This window comes from Actinomadura sp. NPDC048032, assembly GCF_040653175.1.
GTDB classification, from domain to species: Bacteria; Actinomycetota; Actinomycetes; order Streptosporangiales; family Streptosporangiaceae; genus Spirillospora; species Spirillospora verrucosospora.
Genome location: NZ_JBEZJP010000103.1, coordinates 1 through 22157, shown reverse-complemented (window position 1 = coordinate 22157; position 22157 = coordinate 1). Strand labels below are relative to the sequence as shown.

Below are 22157 nucleotides of genomic sequence, written 5' to 3'. Positions count from 1 at the left end.
AGGCCGTGCTCGGCCAGGATCGCGGCCAGGTTGGCGAGGGTCTGCCGGGTCTGCGTGGCGACGTCCGTGCCGACGATCTCGCCGGTCTTCGGGTCGAGCGGCCCCATCCCGGACGTGTACACGAAGTCGCCGACCACGAGCCCCTGCGAGTAGGTGCCGACGGGCGGGGCGGAGTCCGCGCTGCGAATCTCGCGCTTGCTCATATCTGTCTCCTTATCGGGTGACGTCGTTTTCCGCGGTCTTCAAGAGTTCCAAATCGGTGCGGCTGGGGAGGCCCTCCCAGTCGCCGCGGACGGTGACGGCGTAGGCGCCCGCGGCCGTGGCGGTGGCCAGGCGGGCGGCGACGGGCAGGCCGCGGACGAACTCGGCGAGGTAGCCGGCGGCGAACGCGTCCCCGGCGCCGACCGGGTCCACGACCGGGACCCGGTGGGCGGGCTGGACGTGCAGCCGCCCCTCGCAGAACGCGACCGCCCCGGCCGCGCCCCGCTTGACGAGGACGTCGCGGGGGCCGAGCGCCGCCAGGGCGGTGGCGAGCGCGGCCGGGTCGTCGCCGGACACGACGAGGCGGGCCTCCTGCTCGGTCGCGAACACCAGGTCGGCGCGCTTGACCAGGGGGTGCAGGCGTTCCCCCGCCTCGGCGGGCGTCCACAGCGCCGACCGGTAGTTGAGGTCGAGGGAGACGGGGACGCCGGCGTTCCGCGCGGTCTCGACGGCGTCGTCCAGGGCCTGGCGGGCGGTGTCGCTGATGGCGGCGGTGATGCCGGTGACGTGCAGGACGCGCGCGGTCCGGATCAGGTCGTGCGGGACGTCGGACGGGCGGAGCCGGGAGCCCGCGCTGCCCGTCCGGTAGTACTGGACGCGGGTGAGCGTGCCCGAGCGGCGCTCCTTGAACAGCAGCGCGGTGGGCGCGGTCCCGTCCACCACCGTGTGGTCGAGCCGGACGCCCTCCCCGGCCAGCGCCGTGGTGATCAGCCGGCCGAACTCGTCGTCGCCGACGCGGCCGAACCAGGCCGCGCTGCCGCCGAGCCGCGCCAGCCCGATCGCCGTGTTCGACTCGGCGCCGCCGATGCCGAGGTCGAGCGAGCGGGCGTGCCGCATCGGCCCGACGGCGGGGTTCTCCAGCCGCGCCATGGTCTCGCCGAACGTGACGAGGTCGGGGCTCATCGGGGGGCCTCCTCCGAGGCGCGCCGCCCCGGGGCCACCGCGGCGAGCAGCGCCCGCGCCCGGTCGGCCAGGGCGGTGAGGGAGCCGCCGTCGAGGGCGTCGCCGATGAGGGAGCCCCCGGCGCCGACCGCGACCGCCCCGGCCGCGATGTAGCCGGCGGCGGTGTCCGGGCCGATGCCGCCCGTCGGCAGCAGCCGCACGTCGCGGAACGGCTCGGCGAGGTCGCGCAGGTAGCGCGGCCCGAACGCGTTCGCCGGGAAGATCTTCACGGCGGTGGCGCCGAGGTCCCAGGCGCGGGCGACCTCGTTCGGAGTGAGGGCGCCCGGGTAGTAGCGCAGGCCCCGGTCGCGGGCCGCCTCGGCGACCTCCGCGCGGGTGTCGGGGGCGACGAGGAAGGACGCGCCGGCGTCCGCCGCGGCCTCCGCCTCCGCGCGGGTGCGGACCGTTCCGGCGCCGACCTCGACGCCCGCGGGCAGCCGGTCGCGGGTCGCGCGCAGGCCGTCCAGCGCGCCCGGGGTGTTGAGGGTGACCTCCAGGCAGCGGACGCCTGCGGCGACCAGCGCGTCCAGGACGTCGGCGACGCGGTCGGCGCGGCGGCCGCGCACGACCGCGACCACGCCGGTGGCGGTCAGCGCGGGTCCCGGCGCCAGGCGGGGGATCATGGGGTTCCCTTCTCGGAGGTACCGGTTCAGAAGTACGTGCGGATCAGGTCGACCACCGTGTGGTCGTCGTCCACGACGGGGATGACCTGCCATTTGTCGAAGGCCGTGCACGGGTGGGAGATGCCGAAGCAGATCAGGTCGCCCGGGCGCACGGAGGCGTCCCCCGTCGCGACGTAGGCGTGGTGGTCGTTGGTGTCGGTGACGCGCATGCCGTCCGCCGGGGCGATCGTCCCGTCCGGCCTGCGGATCCGCAGCGGGACGGGCAGGCCCGCGTCGTAGGGCGCCTCCCGCTTGCCCATCCCGGCGATCGCGAGACCGGGCTCCGGGACGGACGTGACCTGCGCCCAGATCTCCAGCGCGGCGTCCAGCGAGCCGGGGACGCGGGTGAACGGCGTCCGCTCGGTGTAGATGCCGTCGTCGTGGGAGACGTAGGCGCCGCTGCGCAGCACCACGGTGAGGTCGTGGCCGGGCAGCCAGTCGCCCGCGAGCCTCTCGGCGACCTGGTCGAAGTAGGCGCTGCCGCCCGCGGTGACGACGACGTCGCGGGGGAGCAGCGGGGACAGCTCGACCGTCGCGTCGCGCAGCGCGCCGAGGTAGGCGCCGGCCGCCGCGACGTCCGGCAGCCCGCCCTCGTACCCGGCGACGCCGGCGAGTTCGGTGCCGGGGGCGCCGGCGACGGCGCGGGCGACGGCGGCCAGCTCCTCCACGGTGCGGCAGCCCGTGCGGCCGTTCGGGTGCCCGAGCTCGACGAGCACCCGGAACGGGCGCTCACCGGCCGCCGCGGAGATCGCCGCGACGCCCTCGGCGGAGTCGGCGTACAGCAGGAACTCCATGCCGCGGTCGACCTCGCCGCCGAGCCAGCGCAGCGCGGTCGGGTCGAGCAGCTCGTTGGCCAGCAGGATGCGGGGGACGCCGAACGTCCGGTAGGCGAGCACCTGGTTGGCGGTCGCGGCGGTGATGCCCCAGGCGCCCGCGTCCAGCTGGGCCTGGAACAGCGTCGGCGCCATGGACGTCTTGCCGTGCGGCGCGAACGCGAGCCCGTGCTCACGGCAGAACGCGGCGAGCGCCGCGATGTTGTGGTCCAGCGCCGACCGCCGCGCCACCATCAGCGGCCAGGTGAACGGGCCGCCGAACAGCGGGTGCCGCGCGGCGGCGAACTCCTCCAGGGGGACGGGCGGACCGGGCAGCCAGAGGCCCTTGGTCCGCCAGTCGACGTGCTCGCCGGGAATGGTGAGGCTCACGGCTGGTTCCCTTCGTGCGGGTCGTGGCGCGTTCTGTCGGGGCGGCGGCGGGACGGCCGGGACGAGCCCAGCACGCGGGAGATCTCCAGGCCCGCACGCTCGACCATCGGACCGACCTCCCGGACCCGCGCCGGCGTCATCCGGGACGTCAGCCCGGACACGCTGAGCGCCCCCACGGCCCGGTCGGTGTGGTCGAAGATCGGCGCGGCGACGCAGCGGACCTCGGGCTCGTTCTCCCGGTCGTCCACGGCGTACCCGGAAAGCCGCACCCGCTCCAGCTCGGCGGCCAGCCGCGCCGGGTCGGTGATCGTCCGTTCGGTGCGCGCCGGCATCCCGGCCGCGACGACCGTCTGGAAGTCGTCCTCGCCGAGCCAGGCGAGGATGGCCTTGCCGACGGCCGTCCGGTAGGCGGGCATCCGCAGCCCGACGCGGGACGCCATCCGGACGTTGTGCTCGTTCTCCACCTTGTCGATGTAGACGACGTCGGGGGCCTCGTAGACGACCAGGTGGCACGTCTCCCCCACGAGGTGCTGGAGGCGGCGCAGCGGGTCGGCGGCGACGGACCGCATGTCGAGCGTCGACAGGTACGCCTGGCCGAGCCGCAGCGCGCCGTGCCCGAGCCGGAACCAGCCGGTCTCGCGGTCGCGGGTGAGCAGGTCGCCGTCGATGAGCGGCTGCGCGAGCCGCAGCACGGTGCTCTTGCTGATGCCGAGGTCGTCGGCGATGCGGGTCAGCGACACCCCGCGCGCGTCGGCGTGGTCGCGGACGTGGTCGAGGACGGCGAGCGCGCGCCGCAGCGACGACGACTGGTTCCTCGGTTTCGCCTGGTCGGTCGTCATGTGGTGCTCCCCGGAAGCAGGCCCCGGCGCAGGACGTCCCGCGCGGCGCGCAGGTGCCGCCCGGCGCGGGCGAGCGAGATCTCGTGGTGGCCCGGCAGCAGCATGTCGACCTCCAGCCCGGCGAGCCGCTCCAGGCTGGCGGCGTAGTCGGGGACGCGGGAGTCGTGCAGGTTCTGCAGCGAGATCCGCCCGCCGGTGAAGACGCAGTCCCCCGAGAACAGCGCGCGGCCCTCGGGCGCGTCGAGCAGGTAGCAGGTGTGCCCGTCGGCGTGCCCGGGGGTGGCGACGGCCTGGAGGGCGACGCCTCCGCCGAGGTCGACGCGCTCGCCGTCCGCGATGGGCCGGACCTGCGGGCACGCCGGGAACGTGTAGCCGTCCGGGTAGACCCCGGCGGCCTTGCCGCGGTCGACGCTGAGCTTCCGCTCGTCGCCCGAGGCGATCCAGTCGCTCGCCGGTGCCCCCGCGCGAACGGCGAGCCCCTCCACGCCGCGCGCCAGCCCCGCGGCCCCGCCCGCGTGGTCGGCGTGCCCGTGGGTGAGCAGCAGGTGCCGCTCCCCCGTCGGCCCGGCCGCCGCGAGCATCCGCCGGGCGAAAAGCCCGGCGGACACCCCGGCGCCCGCGTCGACCAGCGCCGCGCCCTGCGACCCCCGCACGAGGTAGACGTGGCAGTCGAGCGGGTCGGTGAGGTCGAACCCCGCGGCGCCGCTGCCGACGAGTTCGACGTGCTGCGTCAGCCTCATGACCGGCCCCCGCCGAGCGAGCGGACGGTGCCGGCGACGATCCGGGCGGCGAGGTCCACGTCCGCCAGCGCGACCGACTCGTCCGCGGAGTGGGCGTCGGCGATGGAGCCGGGGCCGAAGACGACGGAGGGGATGCCGGCGCGGGCGAGCTTGCTGGCGTCGGTCCCGAACGGCATGCCCTGGACGGCCGCGGGACGTCCCGCCGCTTCGAGGGCGCGGCGGAGAGCGGCCGGGACCGGGCTGGAGGCGGGCGTGTCGAGGGCGTAGTCGACGGTGAACGGCTCGTCGACCTCGATGCGGCCCGGGATGAGCGCGGCGAGCTCGGCGCGGTCGCGGCGCCACACGTCGAGAGGGTCCTCGCCGGGCAGGGTGCGGCGGTCGACGTCGATCTCGCAGCGGCCCGGCACGGTGTTCGGGCCCTCGCCGCCCCGGATCCGGGTGACGCAGCGGGTCGCCGTCCCGAGCAGCGGGTGCGGCGGGACGTCCGGCGCCGCCGCGCCGATGTGGTCGATCACGCGGGTCATGAGGGCCACCGCGTTGACGGCCTCGTCCGGCCGGGAGCTGTGCCCGGCCGTCCCGAGCGCGCGGACGGTGTAGCGGACGCAGCCCTTGTGCGCGGTGGCGGGGACGAGCCCGGTCGGCTCCCCCACGACGGCGCCGGCGATCGGCGCGTCCCCGAGGTCGGAGATCAGGCCGAGGACGCCCCGGTAGGCGTGCTCCTCGTCCACGACCCCGGCGAGGACGACCCCGAACGGCGGCGGGTCGCCGGCCGCCAGCTCGGCCGCCGCCAGCATGAACGCCGCGAGCGGGCCCTTGGCGTCGCAGGCGCCGCGGCCGTAGAGGCGGCCGTCCCGGATCGTCCCGGCGAACGGGTCGACGGTCATCCCGGTGGTCTCGACGGTGTCGAGGTGCGACTCCAGCAGCACCATGCGGGGATCGCGTCCCGGCACGGTCGCGACGACGTTGGGACGTCCCGGCAGCACCTCCCGGAGCTCCGCCTTCACGCCGCGCGCTTCGAGCCAACCGCGCACGTACCCGGCGACCGCGGCCTCCCCGAACCCGGGTCCGGACCCGGCGCGCGGATTGACGCTGGCGATCCCGACCATCGCCTTGAGCAGCTCCCCCGAGCGCGTCATCAGGACCGCCGTTCCCGCGCGTAGGCGAGCAGCAGCGCGATGATCAGCAGGCCGAGGACGATCTGCCGGACGCCCTCCGAGACGTTCCACGCCGCCAGCAGCGCGGTCAGCAGCGTCAGCAGCAGCGCGCCCGCGACCGTGCCGAGGACGTGCCCGCGCCCCCCGAGGATGGACGTCCCGCCGAGCACGACCGACGCGATCGACAGGAGCTGGTACGGGTTGCCCATGGTGAGGGAGCTGGTGGAGGTGAACCCGAGCAGCACCAGCCCCGACACCCCAGCGAGCAGCGCGCACGCGCCGTAGGCGATGAACGCGGTGCGGGCGAGCGGCACGCCGGACGCGCGCGACGCGCGCTCCCCGTTGCCGAGCGCGAAGACCCACCGCCCGGCGCGGGAGGCGTGCAGCAGCCACGCGGCGACGGCGGTGATGCCGAGCCACAGGACGAACGCGAGCGGGACGCCCGCGACGCGGTCGTTGGCGAGGGACGCCAGCATCGGCACCCTCGCCGACTTCGGCGACCCGTTCGTGTAGACCAGCAGCGCACCGGCGACGATCGTTCCGGTGGCCAGCGTCATCACCATCGGCGGCACCCGCAGCCAGGTCACCCCGGCGGCGTTGGCGAGCCCGACCAGCAGGCTCGCGGCGAGCGCGACGGCGACGCCCGCGGGCCCGCCCGAGCCGGACGCGACCTGCGCGCACACCACCGCCGACAGCGCGACGACGCCCGACACCGACAGGTCGATGCCGCTCATCATGATCACGAGGGTCTGGCCGACGGCGACGATGCCGAGGAACGCGGCCGTCTGCACCAGGTAGCGGACGCTGGAGACGCTGTCGAACCCCTTGGCGAACAGGATCGCGGCGAGCCAGGTCACGAGCAGCACGCCGAACGCCCAGGCGGCGCGGTTGTCCCGCAGCGCCGCCACCGGCCCGCGGGCGCCCGCGGTGCGCGAAAGCGCGGCCATCAGTCCGTCCTCTCTCTGGTCGCGAAGGTCTTGACGGCGATCGCCACGATCAGCACCGCGCCCTGCATGATCAGCTGGTAGAACGGCGAGAGGCCGGTGAACAGCAGCAGGTTGGTCAGCAGGCCGATGAGCAGCGCGGCCAGCACGGTCGCGCGCATCTGCCCGACCCCGCCGAAGAAGCTGACCCCGGCGAGCACCGACGCGGCGATCGAGTTGAGCGTGTACGGGGCGCCGATCGTGGCGTCCCCGGAGCCGGTCTGGATCGCGAGGCCGATGCCCGCGAGGCCGACGAAGACGCCCGCGAGCGCGTAGGCCGAGATCTTCACCTTGCGGGTGCCGATGCCGCTGGCGTAGGCGCCGTGCTCGTTGCCGCCGACCGCGTACAGCGACAGGCCGAAGCGGGTCGTCCGCACGAGCTTCCAGAGCAGCAGCACCAGGGCGAGCGCCACGAACGGCAGCGCGAGGCCGTTCCAGCCGTTGTTGTACGCCTTGACCAGGCCGGACGGGACGCTCCCGCCGGGCTGGGGGAGGACCACGAGCGTGACGCCGCCCCACAGGAACGACGCCGCCAGCGTCACGATGATCGGCGGCAGCCCGGCGTAGGCGACGAGCACGCCGTTCGCGGCGCCGGTCGCGGCGGCGGCGGCAAGGGCCAGGCCCGCGGCGACCAGCACGCCGTCCTCGGCGCGGACGGCGAACACCGCCATCGCCAGCGACAGCACCGCGCCGAGCGACAGGTCGATGCCGCCGGCCAGCATGACGGTGCTCTGCCCCATCGCCGCCAGGATCAGCGGCAGGAACTGCGCCGACAGGATCGTGATCGACGCGGGGGTGAACACCTGCGAGTCGTAGTGGCTGTAGACGGCCAGCAGCACGACCAGCAGCGCGCCGAGGCCCGTCACGTCCAGGTTGCCGCGCAGCGCGGCGGAGAGGCGGTCAGGCATGCGCCACCGTCCCGGTGACGGAGGCGCGGACGAGCCGCTCCTCGGTGAGGTCGCCGCCGGAGAGCCGGTCCACGACCGCGCCCTCGTACATGACGGCGACCTCGTCGCACAGGCCGACGAGTTCCATGGTGTCTCCCGAGGTGACGAGGACCGCCACGCCGCTGTCGGCCAGCCGGCGGAGCAGGTGGTAGATCTCGCGCTTGGTGCCGACGTCGATGCCGCGCGTCGGCTCGGCCAGCAGCAGCACCCGCGGCTCCGAGGGCAGCCAGCGGGCCAGCGCGACCTTCTGCTGGTTGCCGCCCGACAGCCGGCGCGCCTCCTGCTCCGGGCCCGTCACCTTGATCCGCATCCGTTCGACGAGGTCGGCGACGAGCCGGTCCTCGGCGCGGCGGTCGACGGTGGTGAGCCGGCGGCCGGGCGTCACGACGCCGAGGTTGGTGAGAGACAGGTTCGCCCGGACGGTCTGCGCGACGTGCAGGCCCTCGACCTTGCGGTCCTCCGGGACGTAGGCGATGCGGCGGCGGATCGCCTCGCGCGGGGACGCCAGGCGCGCGGGGCGCCCGTCCAGGTCGACCCGGCCGGTGTGCCGGACGAGCCCGAACAGGGCGCGCAGCACCGCGCGCTGCCCCTGCCCCTGGAGGCCGCCGAGGCCGATGATCCGGCCGGGTTCGAGGTCGAGGTCGACGCCGGCGCAGGCGCCGGGGACGGTCAGCCCCCGCACGCTCAGCACCGGCTCGCCCGCGGGGACCGGGGTCGCGTCCCCCGCGGAGTCCTCGGCCGCGGTCCTCTCCGCGGCGATCTCCCGCTCGGAGGGGACGGCCGCGGCGTCGCCGGCCGCCGGGGCGGCGGTCCCCGCCCCGGCCTTCGGCGGGAACAGGTCGGACAGCTCCCGGCCGATCATCAGGTGCACGATGTCGTCGTGGTCCGTCTCGGCGCGCTCGCGGGTGGCCATGACCTCGCCGTCCTTGAGCACGGTCAGCCGGTCGGCGACGGCGAACAGCTCGCCCATCCGGTGGCTGACCATGATCACCGACGAGCCGGCGGCGCGCAGCTCGTCCACGACCTTGAACACGCAGGCCACCTGGTCGTCGTCCAGGGCGGACGTCGCCTCGTCCAGGATCAGCAGGCGCGGGGACGAGGCGAGCGCCTTGGCCAGCTCGACGAGCTGCTGCTGGCCGAGCGGGAGGCGTCCCGCCCGGGTCAGCGGGTCGGCGTGCAGGCCGACCCGCTCCAGCAGCGGCCGGGCGCGCCGGGCCAGGTCGCGGCGCAGGACGAGCCCGCGCCGCGCCGGCCACTGGCCGAGGAACACGTTCTCGGCGACGGTCTGGTGCGGGTTGAGGCTGAGCTCCTGGTGCACCGAGCCGATCCCCGCGGCCCGCGCGCGGTGCGGGGACCAGTCGCCGGCCGGCGCGCCGTCGAAGACCACGCGTCCGGAGTCGGGCGACAGCAGACCCGTGACCAGCGAGAGCACGGTGCTCTTGCCCGCGCCGTTCTCGCCCACCAGGGCGAGGACCTCACCGGCGCGGACGTCGAAGCTCACCTCGTTCAGCACGCGGTTGCCCGCGAAGGACTTGGAGACCCGCTCGACGGCCAGGAGTGTCATGGCTACTTGCCGATCAGCTTGTCGATCTCGGACTGCGGCAGCGTCTGGATCGGGTAGGAGTCGTCGGGCTGGTCGGCCTTGACGTACTCGTCCAGGTTCTCGTCCGTGATCTTGGGCAGCGGGACCGTGATCTGGTTCGGCACCGTCGCGCCGCCGGCCTTGGCGACCGCCGCGCGCAGCGCGATCACGCCGAGGTAGTTCGGCTGGGCGGTGGACAGCGAGGAGAACCCGCCGGCCTTGTTGTCCTTCCAGAGCTTGAGGAACCCGTTGTAGTTCTCGCCGGTGATCGGGACGAGCTTCTTCTTCTGCTTGACGAGGGTCTGGAGCGCGGCGGCCGACAGCGCGCCGCCCTGCGAGAACACGCCGTCGATGTCGGGGTTGGCGGAGTAGGCGGAGGCGAACGCCTGCGCGGCCGGCGCGAGATTGTACTCGCTGTGCACGTTGGAGACGACCTTGACGCCCGGGTACTGCTTGAGGCCCTCCTGGGCGCCCTGCCAGCGCTCCTCGCTGACCGCGACCCCGGCCGGGCCGTTGAACGCGATGATCTTGCCCTTGCCGCCCAGCTTCTCGCCGAGCCACCGGCCCATCATCCGGCCCCACTCCTTCTGGTCCGTGCCGACGCGCACGACCTTGTCGGAGGTGACCAGGCTGTCGAAGTTGGCGACCGTGATACCGGCGTTCGCGGCCTGCTCCAGCGCCGGGTTCAGCGCGGTGGACGACCCGGCGTCCACGAGGATCACGTCGTACTTCTGCTGGATCATCGCCCGGATCTGGGCGATCTGCTGGGAGGTGTCGCCGTTGGCGTTGAAGACCTGGTAGTCGGCGACCTTGCCGTCCTTCTTCAGCTGGGCGACGTCGTCCTTCAGCATCTTGTCGGTCTGCTGCATCCACGACGGGGTCAGGTAGATCGTGGACCAGCCCACCTTGAGGGCCTTGGACTTCCCGGCGGAGGCGGACGACCCGCCGTCGCCGGAATCGACGCCGCACGCGGCGGTGGCGGCCAGCGTGCCCAGCGCCGTGACGGCCACGGCGGCGCGCGTGAACCTACCGATCATGAGGGACTCCTTGTGAAGGTCCGGGCCCGGACGGGCCTCGGCGAACTGGGCGGGGGGTGGCTCTGGCGGATCAGGCGGGGGTGAGGGCCCGCCCCGGCGGTCTCGCGGTCTCGGCGAGGACGCCTCCGGACAGGACGGGGACGCCGTTGACCACGACGTGCTCGACGCCCTCGGCGGGCACCCTGGGTCTTTCGTAGGTGGCGAGGTCGGTGACGGCGGACGGGTCGACCACGGCGAGGTCGGCGGCGCGCCCGGTCTCGACGCGGCCCCGGTCGGCGAGCCGGAACCGGTCGGCGGCCCGTCCGGCCAGGTGCACGGCGGCCTGCTCCCACGTCCAGTCGCCGAGCTCGCGGACGTGCCGGCCGAGCAGCCGGGCGAAGGCGCCCCACCCGCGCGGGTGCGGGTGCCCGCCCTGGTAGATGGCGTCCGATCCGGTGGTCTGGGCGGGGTGCCGCAGCAGCGCCCGCACCGACTCCTCGCTGTTGGTCGGCGGCTGCCCGAACACGCATCCGGCCTCCAGCCGGGTCGCGACGAGCAGGTCGCAGCAGAACGCCCCGGGGCCCGAACCGGCCCGCTCGGCCGCGTCCGGCAGGCTCATGCCCTCCGCCCACCGGAACGCGTCGGCGGGGACGTGCGAGAGCGTGATGCGGGGCCACACCTCGGGCCGGTGCGCGAACCAGTCGCGCTCCAGCCTCTCCCGGACGGACGGGTCGGCGAGCGCGCCGAGCGTGGCGTCCAGGTCGGCGATGGGGAGCCAGTCCGGCAGCGTGACGAGCGTCAGCGTGCTGGACCCCCGCAGGTAGGGGTAGTTGTCGAAGGTCAGGTCGATGCCCTCGGCGCGGGCGCCGTCCACGAGCCCGACCAGCTCGTCGCCGGGGCCGTGGTAGTGCGAGACGTGCGGGGCGACGCGTCCGGCCCGCGCGATCTCCAGCACCTCCGCCATCGCCGCGCCGGCGGCGGACTCGTACCCGCGCATGTGCGTGACGTAGGGGAGCCCGGCCGCGCCGACCGGCGCGCACAGCGCGGCGATCTCGGTGGTGGCGGCGTAGGCCCCGGGCACGTACTCCAGCCCGGTGGACAGCCCGGCCGCGCCCTCGGAGAGCCCGCGCTCGACCTGGGCCCGCATGGCCGCCAGCTCGCCGGGCTCCGGAGCCCGCCGGGCGGTCCCCATCACGCCGTGCCGGATCGTGCCGTGCGGCAGCAGGTAGACGGTGTTGAGCGGGGTGCGCCGGTCGTAGGAGGCGAGCAGTTCCGCGACGGTCACCGGTCCGCCGTCCAGACCGGGGTGCGTGCCGTTGACCGGCGCGAAGTAGCGGCTCACGTAGCGGAGCGTCTCGGCGCCGGCCGGCGCGTAGGAGACGCCGTCCTGGCCGAGGACGAACGTGGTGACGCCCTGCCGCAGCGCGGCGAGCTGCACCTCGGGGTCGAACACGGCCGCGTCGCCGTGGACGTGGGTGTCGATGAAGCCCGGCATGACGTACCGGCCGGTCGCGTCGATCTCGGCCGACGCCCGCGCGCCGTCGAGGACGCCGACCGCGGCGATCCGGCCCGCGGTGACGGCCACGTCCGCGCGGCGCCCCGGGGCCCCGGTGCCGTCCAGCACCGTCCCCCCGCGAACCAGCAGATCGTACATTGGACCTCATTCACCCCAACGAGCACGTAACCGGGCTTCAGTGCCGGTAGTCGTGGAGGTTATGGGGCGCACCAAGCGCGGCACCATATTTGCAACACATGATTTTGCATTGCACAACCACCCGTTGACCTGCGACGTTACCCGAAGCCGGAGGGTTCGGCGCCGGTCAAGGGGGGAGCGTGGGCCGCCTAGGTCGAGCGGCTCGCCTTGGGACGGCGCAGCAGGAACGGCCGCACGCGGCCCAGCCCCTGCAGCGGGCGCGGACGCAGACCGGAGGCTTCGCAGGGCCCGGACGGCAGCGCCGAGACCAGGGCGGCGTCGGCCAGGACCGTCCCCGGGTAGGCGGTGGACGTCAGGCGCGCGGCCATGTTGACGGGCGTGCCGAACACGTCGCCCAGCCGCTGGATGACCTCGCCGTAGGCGAGACCGACGCGGACCTTGGGGAAGTCGGGGTCCTCGTTGAACCGCTCCGCGACGCGCAGCCCGATCTCCGCGGCGGGACCGGCGGCGGGCGCGACGAACAGGACCTCGTCGCCGAGCGTCTTGACCACGCGGCCCCCGCACTCGGCGACGATGTGCGTGACGTCCCACTCGAAACGCTCGACGAAGCCGGCCAGGGCGTCGCCGTCGAGGCTGCGGCTCAGCCGGGTGAACGACACGACGTCGGCGAACCCGACCGCGAGGAGCGCGACGCCCGCGGCGGGGTCGGCCCGCGCGGCGGCGGTGGACGCGGCGGCGCGCATCCCGGCGGCGGTGAGCTGGCGGCGCCAGCCGTGCAGCAGCAGCCGCTCGAACGAGGGCCGCAGCTCCTCGGTGGCGACCAGGGCCGCGGTGACCAGGTCGGACGTCACCGGCTCGTCGGACGGCAGCGCGCCCAGGCGCTGGAGCCACACGTCGCCGAGCCAGCTGGCCAGCCGCCCCATCGTCTGGCCGACCGCGCGGACGAGCTGGAGCACCGTCTCCTCGTCCACCAGCTCGTGGGACAGCACCTCGCGGATCTCGACGAGCGCGGCCACGTCGCCGTCGGTGAAGGCGACCTCGTCGTCCGGCGGGACGGGGAAGCCGAGCGCCTGCCAGATGCGCCGCGCGAAGTCGTCCGAGACGCCCGCCCGGGCCTCGACCTCCCTGCGCGTGTAGCGCAGGGGGCCGCCGAGGAGGGTTTCCTCGATGTCGTCCGCCATGCGGCAACCCTATGTGCCATCGATCGATGTAACAATGAGGTACGGGTAAGATCACGGCGGTCAGACGACACGAGCCGGCGGACGGGGCATGGCCGAGTACCGAATCGACGAGCTGGCGCGGCTGGCGGGCAGCACGGTGCGCAACATCCGCGCCTACCAGGACCGCGGCCTGCTGCCGCCGCCCCGCCTCGAAGGCCGCGTCGGCATGTACGACGACACGCACCTGGCGCGGCTGCGGCTGATCGGCAAGCTGCTGGCCCGGGGCTACACCTTCGCGATCATCAAGGACCTGATCGGCGCCTGGGAGACCGGCAAGGACGTCGCCGAGGTGCTCGGGCTGGAGAAGGTCCTCACCGACCCGTGGTCGGACGAGATCCCCGGCACCGCCACCTACGAGGAGCTCGTGGCGAAGTTCGGCTCCGGCCTGGACGACGACCAGGTCGCCCGCACCCTGGAGCGGACGGTCGAGCTCGGCCTGATCGAACCGGACGGGGACAAGTACCGGGTGCCGAGCCCGCGGCTGCTGCACGTCGGCGCCGAACTCGTCGCCGCCGGCATCCCGCTGGAGTCCGTCCTGGACATCGCCGGGCAGATCCGCGCCGACTGCGACGTGATCGCCGGTCGGTTCGTGAACCTCGTCCAGGAGCACGTGTTCTCCCGGCTGGAGCGCCAGCCCGTCCCGGACGGCGACGAGGTGGGCGAGGTCGCCGCCGTCGTCCGCCGGATGCGCCCGCTGGTGAAGATGGTCGTCGACCCGTTCATCGCCCGGGCCATGGAGGCCCGCGTCCAGGCGGCGCTCGGCGACCACCTCGAAATGATCAGAAGCCATCTCGGGGAGCGCCCCGCCCCCGGCGGCTGAGCCGCTACAGCAGCGTCGCGCCCCAGACGACCTTCACCTCGTGCGGCGCGCCCTCGGAGTCGGTGAAGGTCAGCGTGCCCTGCCCCGGCAGGCCGATGAGCGCCGTCCGCAGCGTGACCGTCAGACGCATCGTGCCGTCCTCGGGCATGCCGCCCTGCATCTGCGACAGGATCAGCTGGTTCGAGGACGTCATCGCCGTCCACGACACCGGGCCGCTCTTCGCCGCGAGGCTGACCTGGGCGGTCTTCGTCCCGTACATCTCGACCTTGGCGGGGTTCACCACGAGGACGCCCGGCGGCGCGGGCGACGGGGACGGCGGCGCCGGGTGCTGCGGCGTCGGCCGCGGGCCCTCCGGGCTCTCCTGGCTCTTCTCGTGGGTCTGCGGTTCGGGCGGCGGCTGGCCGGGGCGGGCCTGCGCGCCCCCGCCGGGCCCCTGCGGAGCCTTCCCGCCGTGCCCCTGGCCCTCCGGCCTCTCGTGCGTGATCGACGGCGCCGGATGCGTGCGGAACGGCGGCCACGACAGCGTCCCCCCGCCGATCCCCGGGCCCATCACGAGCGCGGCGGCGAGGGCCGCGACCAGCGCGCCCACCATGCCGCCCCCGGTGAACAGCCACCGGCGCGTGAACGGCGACGGCACGTCCGGCTGGCTCGGCAGGCCGGACGGGGTCAGCGTCCCGCCGCGCGCCGCGATGTCGGCGCGGTAGCCCGCCAGCTCGGGGTCCGTCGCGGTGTGCATGACGCGGTGCCGCAGCGCCGCGGGCAGCACCGGCGCGGGCGCCCGCCCCAGCAGTTCGGCCGCGGTCACCCGGGACCGGGCACGGCAGTCCTCGCAGCCGGCGGCGTGCGACGCGGTCGCGGGATCGACCGGGGAGACCTCGCCGCGACGGCGGAACCGCCACCACGGCCCCCGGACCGGCTCCGGCGGAGGGGCCTCCTCCCGGCGGTCCGGCGCCCGCGCCGCCAGGACGGGGATCGCCGCGGACCGGGACTCCTCGGCCGCGCCCGCGGCGGCCGCGCATTCCCGTCCCGCGCGGTCGATCTCCCGCCGCAGGGCGGCGTCGAGCTCGGCGCGCGCCCTGCGCACCCGCGCCGCGGCCCGCCGCGCCGACAGGCCGAGCGTCGCCCCGAGGCGGGCCGGGCGCAGGCCGTGCCGGTCCGTCAGGAGCATCACCTCCTGGTCGACGGGCTCCAGCCGGGACAGGCACGCGCGCAGAAGGTCGTGCAGCTCGTCCGAGCGCGGCCGGGCCGGCGCCGGGTCGCCGGCCTCAACACGGTCCAGGAACGGCGCGTCGGAGAACTCGCCGTCCCGGTCCCAGAACAGCACCCTGGGGCGGCCGCGGCGGATGCAGCGGCGCCGCGCCGCGCCGTACAGCCAGGAACTCAGATACAGGTGGTCGCGCATTCGCGGAGCGCGGCGGCAGGCGTCGATGAAAGCGTCGTGGACGATGTCGGCGGCCGCTTTCCCGTCCCCTGACATGGACAGCGCGTAATCGTAAAGGCGCTCACCGTACTCGTCGTAGAGCGCGGCCAGGGCCGCCTCGTCACCCTCGTTCAGTCCCTTGACGAGCTTGCGGTCGGCTGTGGGGGCGGAGGTCGACAACCTGGGCATTCACGCTCCCGGCAGCGGAGTGTGGAAGTTGCCCCCATGGGGGCCATCCGGACATTCGGCCCACCTTGCATACACCCCCGAACCCCGCCCGCACCACTTGATCGACTGAAATCACCACCAACGTGACCCCGGGTGATTGGCCGCGTCTCTGAGTGACCACCCGATCTGTGACTCGGCGTCAGAATCCAGTAATCAATGCGGTGTCAATCAGCGCGGCGCACCTCCAGATCACCGTCCGCGTAGCGCCGCCGAAGCACTTTTTTATCGAACTTGCCCACGCTGGTCTTCGGGACCTCGGTGATGAAAGCCCAGCGCTCGGGAACCTGCCATCCGGCGACCCGGCCGGCGAGGAACTCGCGCAGTTCCGCCGGCGTGACCGCGGCCCCGTCCCGCACGACGACGGATGCGAGCGGGCGCTCCTGCCAGCGGTCGTCGGGCACGCCGACCACGGCCGCCTCCACGACGTCCGGGTGGGCCATGAGGTGGTTCTCCAGCTCCACCGACGAGATCCACTCCCCGCCCGACTTGATGACGTCCTTCGCCCGGTCGGTGAGGACGAGGTACCCGTCCGGCGACAGCGTCCCGACGTCCCCGGTGCGCAGCCAGCCGTCGTGGAACCTGCCGGGGTCCTCGTCCAGGTGGTAGGCGCCGGTGATCCACGGACCGCGGATCTCGACCTCCCCCACGGCCTCCCCGTCGCTGGGCAGCACCGCGTCGCCGTCCCCCACGATCCGCATCTCCAGCCCCGCGAGAACGCGCCCCTGGCTCACCCGCGCCCGCCACGCGTCCTCGCCCGCCGCCCCGGGCGGCGGGTGCGCGACCGACGCGACCGGCGAGGTCTCCGTCATCCCCCACGCCTGCACGATCCGGACGCCGATCTCCTCGAACCCCCGCATCAGCGACTCCGGCACCGCCGACCCGCCGCACGGCACGAGCCGCAGGGAGGTCAGGTCCGACCCGTGCTCCTTCGCGTACCGCAGCACGTCCGACCAGATGGTCGGCACCGCGCCCGCGACCGTCGGCCGCTCGGCCTCGATGAGCCGGACGAGCGGCTCCGCCTGCAGGAACCGGTCCGGCATGACCAGCGGCGCGCCCGCCATCACCGCCGCGTAGGGCAGCCCCCAGGCGTTCGCGTGGAACATCGGCACCACCGGCAGGACCACGTCGGACGCGCTCAGCCCCATCGCGTTCCCCGTGCACGTCGACATCGAGTGCAGGTACGCCGACCGGTGCGAGTAGACGACGCCCTTCGGGTGGCCCGTCGTCCCGCTCGTGTAGCACATCGCGGCGGCCGACCGCTCGTCGATCTCCGGCCACGCGAATGTCGCCGGCGCCGCCGCGAGCAGCTCCTCGTAGCCGTGCAGTTCCTTGCCGGCGCCCTCCAGCGGCGCGGTGTCGCCGTCCCCGACCACCACCACGTGCCGGACGGTCTCGAACCGCGCCAGCACCGGCGCGAGCAGCGGGATCAGCGACGCGTCCACGATGACGACCCGGTCCTCGGCGTGGTTCGCGATGTAGACGAGCTGGTCGGGGAACAGCCGCAGGTTGAGCGTGTGCAGCACGGCGCCCATCGACGGCACCGCCAGGTACGCCTCCAGGTGCTCGGCGTTGTTCCACAGGAACGTGGCGACCCGCTGGTCCCCGTCCACGCCGAGTCCCCGCAGCGCCCCCGCCAGCCGCGCGGCGCGCTCGCCCACCTCCGCGTACGTGCGGCGCCGCGTCCCGTCGCCCGTCCACGTGGAGACCTCGGCCTCCCCGAAGACCCCGGCCCCGCAGCGCATGATCGTCGTAATGGTCAGCGGAAAGTCCTGCATCGTGCTCCACACGGCAAGCCTCCAGCGCTCGCAGCGGCTCTAGAACCGGATTCTGCCAGCGTCCCCCTCCCCTGGCGAGCCCCTAGTACAGCTCGCGGAGGCGGGTCATGGCTCGGGAGACGGTGGACTTGACCGTGCCGACGCTGACGCCCAGGACTTCGGCGATCTCCCGTTCGGACATGTCCTCGTAGTAGCGGAGCATCACGGCCAGGCGCTGGCGTTCGGGGAGGCGGGCGAGGGCGCGGCCCAGGGCGTCGCGCATCTCGCTGCGGTCGGTGTGGTCCTCCACCGGGCGCTCGGGGAGCTGGTCGGTGGGGTAGACGTCCAGCTTGCGGCGGCGCCACCAGGAGATCTGGGTGTTGACCATGGCGCGGCGGACGTAGCCGTCCAGGGCGGAGCGGTCCTCGATGCGGTCCCAGGCGAGGTAGGTCTTGGCGAGGGCGGCCTGGAGGAGGTCCTCGGCCTCGGTGCGGTCGCTGGTGAGCTGGGTGGCGGCCCGGAGCAGGACGGGGCCGCGTTCCACCACGTATGCGCGGAACTCCTCGTGCCGCGTCGCGCTCACACCCACCACCGGACCAGGGGCTGGGGAGCCGCACCGACTCCCGGTACGACGACGATCGCATGCGCGGCGTAATTACGGGCCTACTGGAACAATATTTCCGGGTCAACCAGTTTATATTTTTCCACCGAGGTAGATCAAAGTTCCTCCGGCCGTTGACTTATCGCGACAAATCCGTCGACAGCGAGGTCACGGCGCGTGACTCTTGACTCACTGTCCTAACAGCTCTCGCCGTACGTCACGACGATCGATGCCGGAGTGCCGCGATGCCGACGACCCACCTCCGCCGGGCGGCGCACCGCCGGGCGCTGTTCGCGGCTCCCGAGGCCCCGGAGGCCGACCGGCGCGCGCGTGCGATCAGCGGGATCGTCCTGGACGCGAGCCCGCACCTGCTGGTGGTGGCCGAGGCCGCGGCGCGGGGCGCCGAGACCCGCATCCCGATGAGCGAGGACACCGCGATCTGGCACGGCGGGCGCGGGGGCCCCGCCGCGCTCCGGCCGGGCCGGTCCGTGGTCGTCCGGCGCGCGGGCGGCGGCCGCGCCGAGCGGATCTGGGTCGACATCGGCCGGGTCAGCGGGACGATCCTCGCGTGCGGACGCGGCGCCGTGGAGGTGGACATGGGGCCGCACCGCGGGCGCGCCCACGTGGTCATCCCGCCGTCCGTCCTCGGCCCGGTGCTGGTCCGGCATCCGCGCCTGGAGCCCGGCTACCTGCTCGACGTGGTCTGCGTGGGGTCCCCCGGCGGCCCGCAGGCGGTGCGCCCGGGCACGTCGCAGCCCGGATACCGGGTGGCCGACCTCGCCGCGCCGGCGGTGGCCGCGCCGGTGCCGCGGGAACTGCGCGGGACGGCCACCTGGTTCGGCGGCGTGGAGGGGGAGTGGCGGGACGGGGCGTCCTACCCGGCGGTCGACTCCGAGGGGAACGCCGGGGGCTGCGCGGACGCCCCGTCCGGATGCGCGCCGATGCCGTACCTGTCGATCGGCAGCGAGATCACCGTGCGCAACGAGTGCGGGGGGCGGGCGGCGGCGGTCCCGGTGATCGAGTGCGGCTGCACGGCGGCCCGGTTCTGCGACCGGTGCGTGGAGTGCGACGCGTCGCCGCGAGGGCGGATCGTCGAGCTGACCCCGGCCGCCTTCGCCGGGCTCGGCGGCGACCTGGCGGCCGGCTGCTTCAACGCGACCGTCCGGCCGGACGCGCCGGGGGGGATGGAGGGGCCATGGTGACGGCGATCCAGAACACGCAGGTCCTGCTGCTGGCGTCGGTGCTGCTGGTGGCGTGCCTGGCGAAGCTGACGATCCGGGAGCGGGCGGCGGGCGCGCCCGACCACGTCCACGGCGTCCCGGTGCCGGCCAGGCTCGCGCGGCTGTCGGCGCTGCGCCGCAGCCGCGGCATGACGGTCGGGCTCGGCATCGGCGAGGGCCTGCTCGGACTCGCGCTGCTGGTGACCTCGCACCTGTCGGTGCGGCTCGCCACGACCGTGGCGTTCGCCGCCGCGACCTGGGTGGTCGGGGAGCTGCGGGTGCACCGGCCCGACGCGGGGTGCGGCTGTTTCGGCGCGCTCAGCGCCAAGAAGGTGGACCGGCGCAGCGTGCTGCGGGCGATGCTGTTCACCTGTGCGGCCGTCGTCTCGCTCGGCGCGCCGCACGCGGGCGTGGACGTGCTGCGGGACGTCCCCGCGCAGGTGGGGCTCATGTTCGCGGTCGAGGTCGCGCTGTTCGTGGCGCTGTCCCCCGAGCTGGCGGAGCTGGCCGGGCGGCACCGGCTGCCGCGCGCCGCCGTCCCGTGCGAGCGGCGCCGCAGCCCGATGCCGGAGACGTACGCGAGGCTGTACGAGAGCCCGGCGTGGGCCGAGCACGAGAACGCGATCAGGAGCGCCGTGCCGCTGGACGTGTGGCGGGAGGGCTGCTGGCGGTTCGTGGCCTTCCCCGGACGCCTGAGCGAGCGCGACGTGGAGATCGTGTTCGCGGTGTCGACGTCGGAGCGGGACCGGGCCGTCCGGTCGGCGGTGGTGGCGCCCGCCGATTGCGCCGGATAGCCGCCGGGACGGCCCCTGGGCCGCCGGGACGCCGTCAGAACTGCTGGGCGCCCCCGCGCGAGCGCCGGTAGAGGAGGCGCCGGGTGCGGGCGTGCAGCGCCGCGCGCAGCCGGACCATGTACCGGTTCTCCGACCCGATCTCCGGCGGGCGGCCGCCCTGGTCCTGGCGCATCGCCGACTCGTCGTAGCCGAGGATCGAGGCCGCTATGTCGTCCTCCCCCGAGAGTTCCTCGTCGGTCTCGTATCCGTCGGGCCGGCGTCGCACTTCCATGTCTTCCCCTGGCATCGCCCAGATGCCCGCCGCGGGTCGCCAGTTGATCTCCTACCCCGCTGACCTGGCACGACAACATGCGGGCGGGGCCGGTCGACCGGCCCCGCCCGCATCGCCGGGGCGGCGCCCGATCGCCTCTCTGCAACTCTCTAGCGCTCTATAAGGGGAGATCTAGAAAGGGTTAGAAAAAGCCAGAGGGAGGACGAGCGAAATCTACGGCTCTCTACCTCTGTCGCTAGAGAGCCGGATATTCGTCCGGCAAGCCGGCTCGATGCGGCCTTCTACCGCTCTCTAGCGTCAGCACTAGAGAGCCGGATAGGCGGATAGGTCAGGCGGGCTGGGAGCGGAGGAACTTGCCGAAATGCGGGACGGTGAACGCGACCATGCCGCGTTCGGCGCTGTAGATGAGGCCCTTCTTGATGAGCCCGTCGCGCGCGGGCGACAGGCTGGACGGTTTGCGGCCCAGCTCGTCGGCGACCGACGCGGTGGGCACCGGGTCGTCGCCGAGCATGGCCATGGCGCGCATGTAGTCGCGCTCGGCGGGGGTGGCGCGCTCGTAGCGGCTGCCGAAGAAGCCGACGGCGAGCTCGCTCTCCGCCTCGGGCGCGGCGACCTTGATGTCGTCGACGGTGATGGGGCTGTCGGGGGCGACGTCCCAGACGACCTTGGCGTACGCCTGGACGAAGTAGGGGTAGCCGTCGGCCGCGCCGTACAGCGCGTCGAGGGCCTCCGGGGTGAAGGTGACGTCCTCGCGCTCGGCGGGGGCCAGCAGCGCGACGTCGGCCGACTCGCGGTCGAGCCGGTCGATGCGGGCGTACCGGAAGAGCCGCTCGGAGTAGGACTTGCTCGCCGACAGGACGGCGGGCAGGTGCGGCAGGCCCGCGCCCACCACGATCAGCGGTCCGCCGACCTGCGACAGCTCGTGGCACGCGGCGCACAGCGCGGACACGTCGTCGGCGGGGATGTCCTGCATCTCGTCGACGAACAGGGCGATGCCGACGCCGACGTCGGTCGCGACGGAGGCGGCGTCCACGAACAGCTCGGTGAGGTCGATCTCCAGGTCGCCGGAGTCGGCGCGGCCGCGCGCGGCGGGCACGTCGATGCCGGGCTGCCAGCGGTGCGCCCGGGCCTTGGCCTTGCCGGACGGCTCGGGGCCCGCCTGCGCGAACGCCTTGAGCACGCCGAGGAACTCCTCGATGCGGTCGGGCGCGCGGTGCCGGGGCGCCAGCTCCCGGACGGCCCGGTGCAGCGCGGACGCCACCGGGCGGCGGATCGACTGGTCGGGCCGGGCCTCGATCTTCCCCGTCCCCCACAGCCGCTGGATCGCCTGCGACCGGAAGGCGTTGAGCAGCACGGTCTTGCCCACCCCGCGCAGCCCGGTGACGATCATGCTGCGCTCGGGGCGGCCGCGGGCCACGCGTTCGAGCACCACCTCGAACTGCCGGAGCTCGCGGTCGCGGCCGGCCAGCTCGGGCGGGCGCTGCCCGGCGCCGGGGGCATAGGGATTCCGCACGGGGTCCACGCTCTCGGACTCTATGAGGCGATATAGCTGCGGCCGTAGATTTGCGTAGAGAACGCCGCGGCGTGTCGCGTGGTCACGCCGCCGCCCGCAGCGCGCGGAGCCGTCGGGCCCCCGTGTGGCCATGGTCGCCACCATGTCGCCTCCCGGGCGAGCGCGATCGAACAGGGCGGTCGAACTTCTGTTCGACCATTCGAACACAGTAGCGCATGCCGTCGCCCTCGTCCCGTGGAAGGATCTGCCGCAGCTCGGCGAGGTGGAAGGTCTCCCACTTCGGGGCGCCGCCGCCGCCGCGGTTCCACCAGTCGGTGTAGCTGCCGCACGGGCC

Annotated in this window: 21 protein-coding genes and 1 pseudogene; 3 read left to right on the top strand and 19 right to left on the bottom strand. The window is 74.2% G+C overall.

Annotated features, from left to right (window positions below; all coding sequences use genetic code 11):
• The 13 genes from AB0C69_RS16490 to AB0C69_RS16430 form a co-directional block, all read right to left on the bottom strand.
• The coding region (locus AB0C69_RS16490; RefSeq protein ID WP_360354147.1) for a Rid family hydrolase at positions 1-203 on the bottom strand (203 nt) is incomplete at its 3' end.
• 10 nt (positions 204-213) lie between these two features.
• Positions 214-1164: a sugar kinase gene (locus tag AB0C69_RS16485; RefSeq protein ID WP_360354145.1), complete on the bottom strand. Its 951-nt coding sequence runs from the start codon at positions 1162-1164 to the stop codon at positions 214-216.
• Complete coding sequence (locus AB0C69_RS16480; protein ID WP_360354143.1) at positions 1161-1826, bottom strand: bifunctional 4-hydroxy-2-oxoglutarate aldolase/2-dehydro-3-deoxy-phosphogluconate aldolase; 666 nt, start codon at positions 1824-1826, stop codon at positions 1161-1163. Before AB0C69_RS16480 ends, AB0C69_RS16485 begins: the two co-directional genes overlap by 4 nt.
• A 26-nt stretch (positions 1827-1852) precedes the next feature.
• A complete protein-coding gene (locus AB0C69_RS16475) occupies positions 1853-3067 on the bottom strand; it encodes an alanine racemase (protein ID WP_353832997.1) in 1215 nt (404 codons plus the stop codon).
• Positions 3064-3906, bottom strand: coding sequence for an IclR family transcriptional regulator (locus tag AB0C69_RS16470; protein WP_345171576.1), 843 nt, complete (start codon positions 3904-3906; stop codon positions 3064-3066). Before AB0C69_RS16470 ends, AB0C69_RS16475 begins: the two co-directional genes overlap by 4 nt.
• Positions 3903-4646, bottom strand: a complete 744-nt coding sequence (locus AB0C69_RS16465) for an MBL fold metallo-hydrolase (RefSeq protein ID WP_345171578.1) — start codon at positions 4644-4646, stop codon at positions 3903-3905. Before AB0C69_RS16465 ends, AB0C69_RS16470 begins: the two co-directional genes overlap by 4 nt.
• Positions 4643-5782 carry a M20 family metallopeptidase gene (locus tag AB0C69_RS16460; RefSeq protein ID WP_360354140.1) on the bottom strand — a complete coding sequence of 380 codons (1140 nt, stop codon included), beginning with the start codon at positions 5780-5782 and terminating at the stop codon, positions 4643-4645. The genes AB0C69_RS16465 and AB0C69_RS16460 overlap by 4 nt, the downstream gene beginning before the upstream one ends.
• Complete coding sequence (locus tag AB0C69_RS16455) at positions 5782-6747, bottom strand: ABC transporter permease (protein ID WP_360354138.1); 966 nt, start codon at positions 6745-6747, stop codon at positions 5782-5784. Before AB0C69_RS16455 ends, AB0C69_RS16460 begins: the two co-directional genes overlap by 1 nt.
• Positions 6747-7691 (bottom strand): ABC transporter permease, encoded by a 945-nt coding sequence (locus AB0C69_RS16450; RefSeq protein ID WP_345171584.1) that lies wholly within the window; start codon positions 7689-7691, stop codon positions 6747-6749. Before AB0C69_RS16450 ends, AB0C69_RS16455 begins: the two co-directional genes overlap by 1 nt.
• Positions 7684-9294, bottom strand: a complete 1611-nt coding sequence (locus AB0C69_RS16445) for a sugar ABC transporter ATP-binding protein (protein ID WP_360354135.1) — start codon at positions 9292-9294, stop codon at positions 7684-7686. The genes AB0C69_RS16450 and AB0C69_RS16445 overlap by 8 nt, the downstream gene beginning before the upstream one ends.
• Positions 9295-9296: 2 nt before the next feature.
• Complete coding sequence (locus AB0C69_RS16440) at positions 9297-10349, bottom strand: ABC transporter substrate-binding protein (protein ID WP_345171588.1); 1053 nt, start codon at positions 10347-10349, stop codon at positions 9297-9299.
• Between the two features lie 70 nt (positions 10350-10419).
• On the bottom strand, positions 10420-11982 hold the full coding sequence (locus AB0C69_RS16435; RefSeq protein WP_360354132.1) for an amidohydrolase family protein: 1563 nt from the start codon (positions 11980-11982) through the stop codon (positions 10420-10422).
• Between the two features lie 188 nt (positions 11983-12170).
• On the bottom strand, positions 12171-13163 hold the full coding sequence (locus tag AB0C69_RS16430; RefSeq protein ID WP_345171593.1) for an adenylate/guanylate cyclase domain-containing protein: 993 nt from the start codon (positions 13161-13163) through the stop codon (positions 12171-12173).
• 88 nt (positions 13164-13251) lie between these two features.
• Between AB0C69_RS16430 and AB0C69_RS16425 the strand changes: the two genes are divergently transcribed.
• Entirely contained in the window at positions 13252-14022 is a 771-nt protein-coding gene (locus AB0C69_RS16425; RefSeq protein ID WP_345171595.1) for a MerR family transcriptional regulator, read from the top strand.
• Between the two features lie 4 nt (positions 14023-14026).
• Here AB0C69_RS16425 and AB0C69_RS16420 read toward each other — a convergent pair whose 3' ends face one another.
• From AB0C69_RS16420 to AB0C69_RS16410, 3 genes are all read right to left on the bottom strand, one after another.
• Positions 14027-15631, bottom strand: a complete 1605-nt coding sequence (locus AB0C69_RS16420; RefSeq protein WP_360354129.1) for a sigma-70 family RNA polymerase sigma factor — start codon at positions 15629-15631, stop codon at positions 14027-14029.
• A gap of 203 nt (positions 15632-15834) precedes the next feature.
• Entirely contained in the window at positions 15835-17445 is a 1611-nt protein-coding gene (locus AB0C69_RS16415) for a long-chain-fatty-acid--CoA ligase (RefSeq protein ID WP_353833003.1), read from the bottom strand.
• 82 nt (positions 17446-17527) lie between these two features.
• On the bottom strand, positions 17528-18007 hold the full coding sequence (locus AB0C69_RS16410) for a SigE family RNA polymerase sigma factor (protein WP_360354127.1): 480 nt from the start codon (positions 18005-18007) through the stop codon (positions 17528-17530).
• Positions 18008-18270: 263 nt separating this feature from the next.
• Here AB0C69_RS16410 and AB0C69_RS16405 point away from each other — a divergent pair, with 263 nt between their 5' ends.
• A complete protein-coding gene (locus tag AB0C69_RS16405; protein ID WP_360354125.1) occupies positions 18271-19227 on the top strand; it encodes a hypothetical protein in 957 nt (318 codons plus the stop codon).
• The gene (locus tag AB0C69_RS16400) at positions 19221-20039 is read left to right on the top strand and encodes a MauE/DoxX family redox-associated membrane protein (protein WP_345171605.1); all 819 of its coding nucleotides are present in this window, start codon (positions 19221-19223) and stop codon (positions 20037-20039) included. Before AB0C69_RS16405 ends, AB0C69_RS16400 begins: the two co-directional genes overlap by 7 nt.
• A 34-nt stretch (positions 20040-20073) precedes the next feature.
• Here AB0C69_RS16400 and AB0C69_RS16395 read toward each other — a convergent pair whose 3' ends face one another.
• The 3 genes and pseudogenes from AB0C69_RS16395 to AB0C69_RS16385 all read right to left on the bottom strand — a co-directional run.
• Positions 20074-20310 (bottom strand): hypothetical protein, encoded by a 237-nt coding sequence (locus tag AB0C69_RS16395; RefSeq protein ID WP_360354122.1) that lies wholly within the window; start codon positions 20308-20310, stop codon positions 20074-20076.
• 328 nt (positions 20311-20638) lie between these two features.
• Complete coding sequence (locus AB0C69_RS16390) at positions 20639-21832, bottom strand: ATP-binding protein (RefSeq protein ID WP_345171610.1); 1194 nt, start codon at positions 21830-21832, stop codon at positions 20639-20641.
• Positions 21833-21905: 73 nt separating this feature from the next.
• Positions 21906-22157 (bottom strand): annotated as a pseudogene (locus AB0C69_RS16385) (hypothetical protein); the annotation flags it as partial.

What these genes read in the sequence shown, in the direction of transcription:
- AB0C69_RS16485 (WP_360354145.1), bottom strand. Translation starts at nt 1,164, where the DNA reads ATGAGCCCCGACCTCGTCACGTTCGGCGAGACCATGGCGCGGCTGGAG.
- AB0C69_RS16480 (WP_360354143.1), bottom strand. Translation starts at nt 1,826, where the DNA reads ATGATCCCCCGCCTGGCGCCGGGACCCGCGCTGACCGCCACCGGCGTG.
- AB0C69_RS16470 (WP_345171576.1), bottom strand. Translation starts at nt 3,906, where the DNA reads ATGACGACCGACCAGGCGAAACCGAGGAACCAGTCGTCGTCGCTGCGG.
- AB0C69_RS16465 (WP_345171578.1), bottom strand. Translation starts at nt 4,646, where the DNA reads ATGAGGCTGACGCAGCACGTCGAACTCGTCGGCAGCGGCGCCGCGGGG.
- AB0C69_RS16460 (WP_360354140.1), bottom strand. Translation starts at nt 5,782, where the DNA reads ATGACGCGCTCGGGGGAGCTGCTCAAGGCGATGGTCGGGATCGCCAGC.
- AB0C69_RS16455 (WP_360354138.1), bottom strand. Translation starts at nt 6,747, where the DNA reads ATGGCCGCGCTTTCGCGCACCGCGGGCGCCCGCGGGCCGGTGGCGGCG.
- AB0C69_RS16450 (WP_345171584.1), bottom strand. Translation starts at nt 7,691, where the DNA reads ATGCCTGACCGCCTCTCCGCCGCGCTGCGCGGCAACCTGGACGTGACG.
- AB0C69_RS16445 (WP_360354135.1), bottom strand. Translation starts at nt 9,294, where the DNA reads ATGACACTCCTGGCCGTCGAGCGGGTCTCCAAGTCCTTCGCGGGCAAC.
- AB0C69_RS16440 (WP_345171588.1), bottom strand. Translation starts at nt 10,349, where the DNA reads ATGATCGGTAGGTTCACGCGCGCCGCCGTGGCCGTCACGGCGCTGGGC.
- AB0C69_RS16435 (WP_360354132.1), bottom strand. Translation starts at nt 11,982, where the DNA reads ATGTACGATCTGCTGGTTCGCGGGGGGACGGTGCTGGACGGCACCGGG.
- AB0C69_RS16430 (WP_345171593.1), bottom strand. Translation starts at nt 13,163, where the DNA reads ATGGCGGACGACATCGAGGAAACCCTCCTCGGCGGCCCCCTGCGCTAC.
- AB0C69_RS16425 (WP_345171595.1), top strand. Translation starts at nt 13,252, where the DNA reads ATGGCCGAGTACCGAATCGACGAGCTGGCGCGGCTGGCGGGCAGCACG.
- AB0C69_RS16420 (WP_360354129.1), bottom strand. Translation starts at nt 15,631, where the DNA reads ATGCCCAGGTTGTCGACCTCCGCCCCCACAGCCGACCGCAAGCTCGTC.
- AB0C69_RS16415 (WP_353833003.1), bottom strand. Translation starts at nt 17,445, where the DNA reads ATGCAGGACTTTCCGCTGACCATTACGACGATCATGCGCTGCGGGGCC.
- AB0C69_RS16405 (WP_360354125.1), top strand. Translation starts at nt 18,271, where the DNA reads ATGCCGACGACCCACCTCCGCCGGGCGGCGCACCGCCGGGCGCTGTTC.
- AB0C69_RS16400 (WP_345171605.1), top strand. Translation starts at nt 19,221, where the DNA reads ATGGTGACGGCGATCCAGAACACGCAGGTCCTGCTGCTGGCGTCGGTG.
- AB0C69_RS16395 (WP_360354122.1), bottom strand. Translation starts at nt 20,310, where the DNA reads ATGGAAGTGCGACGCCGGCCCGACGGATACGAGACCGACGAGGAACTC.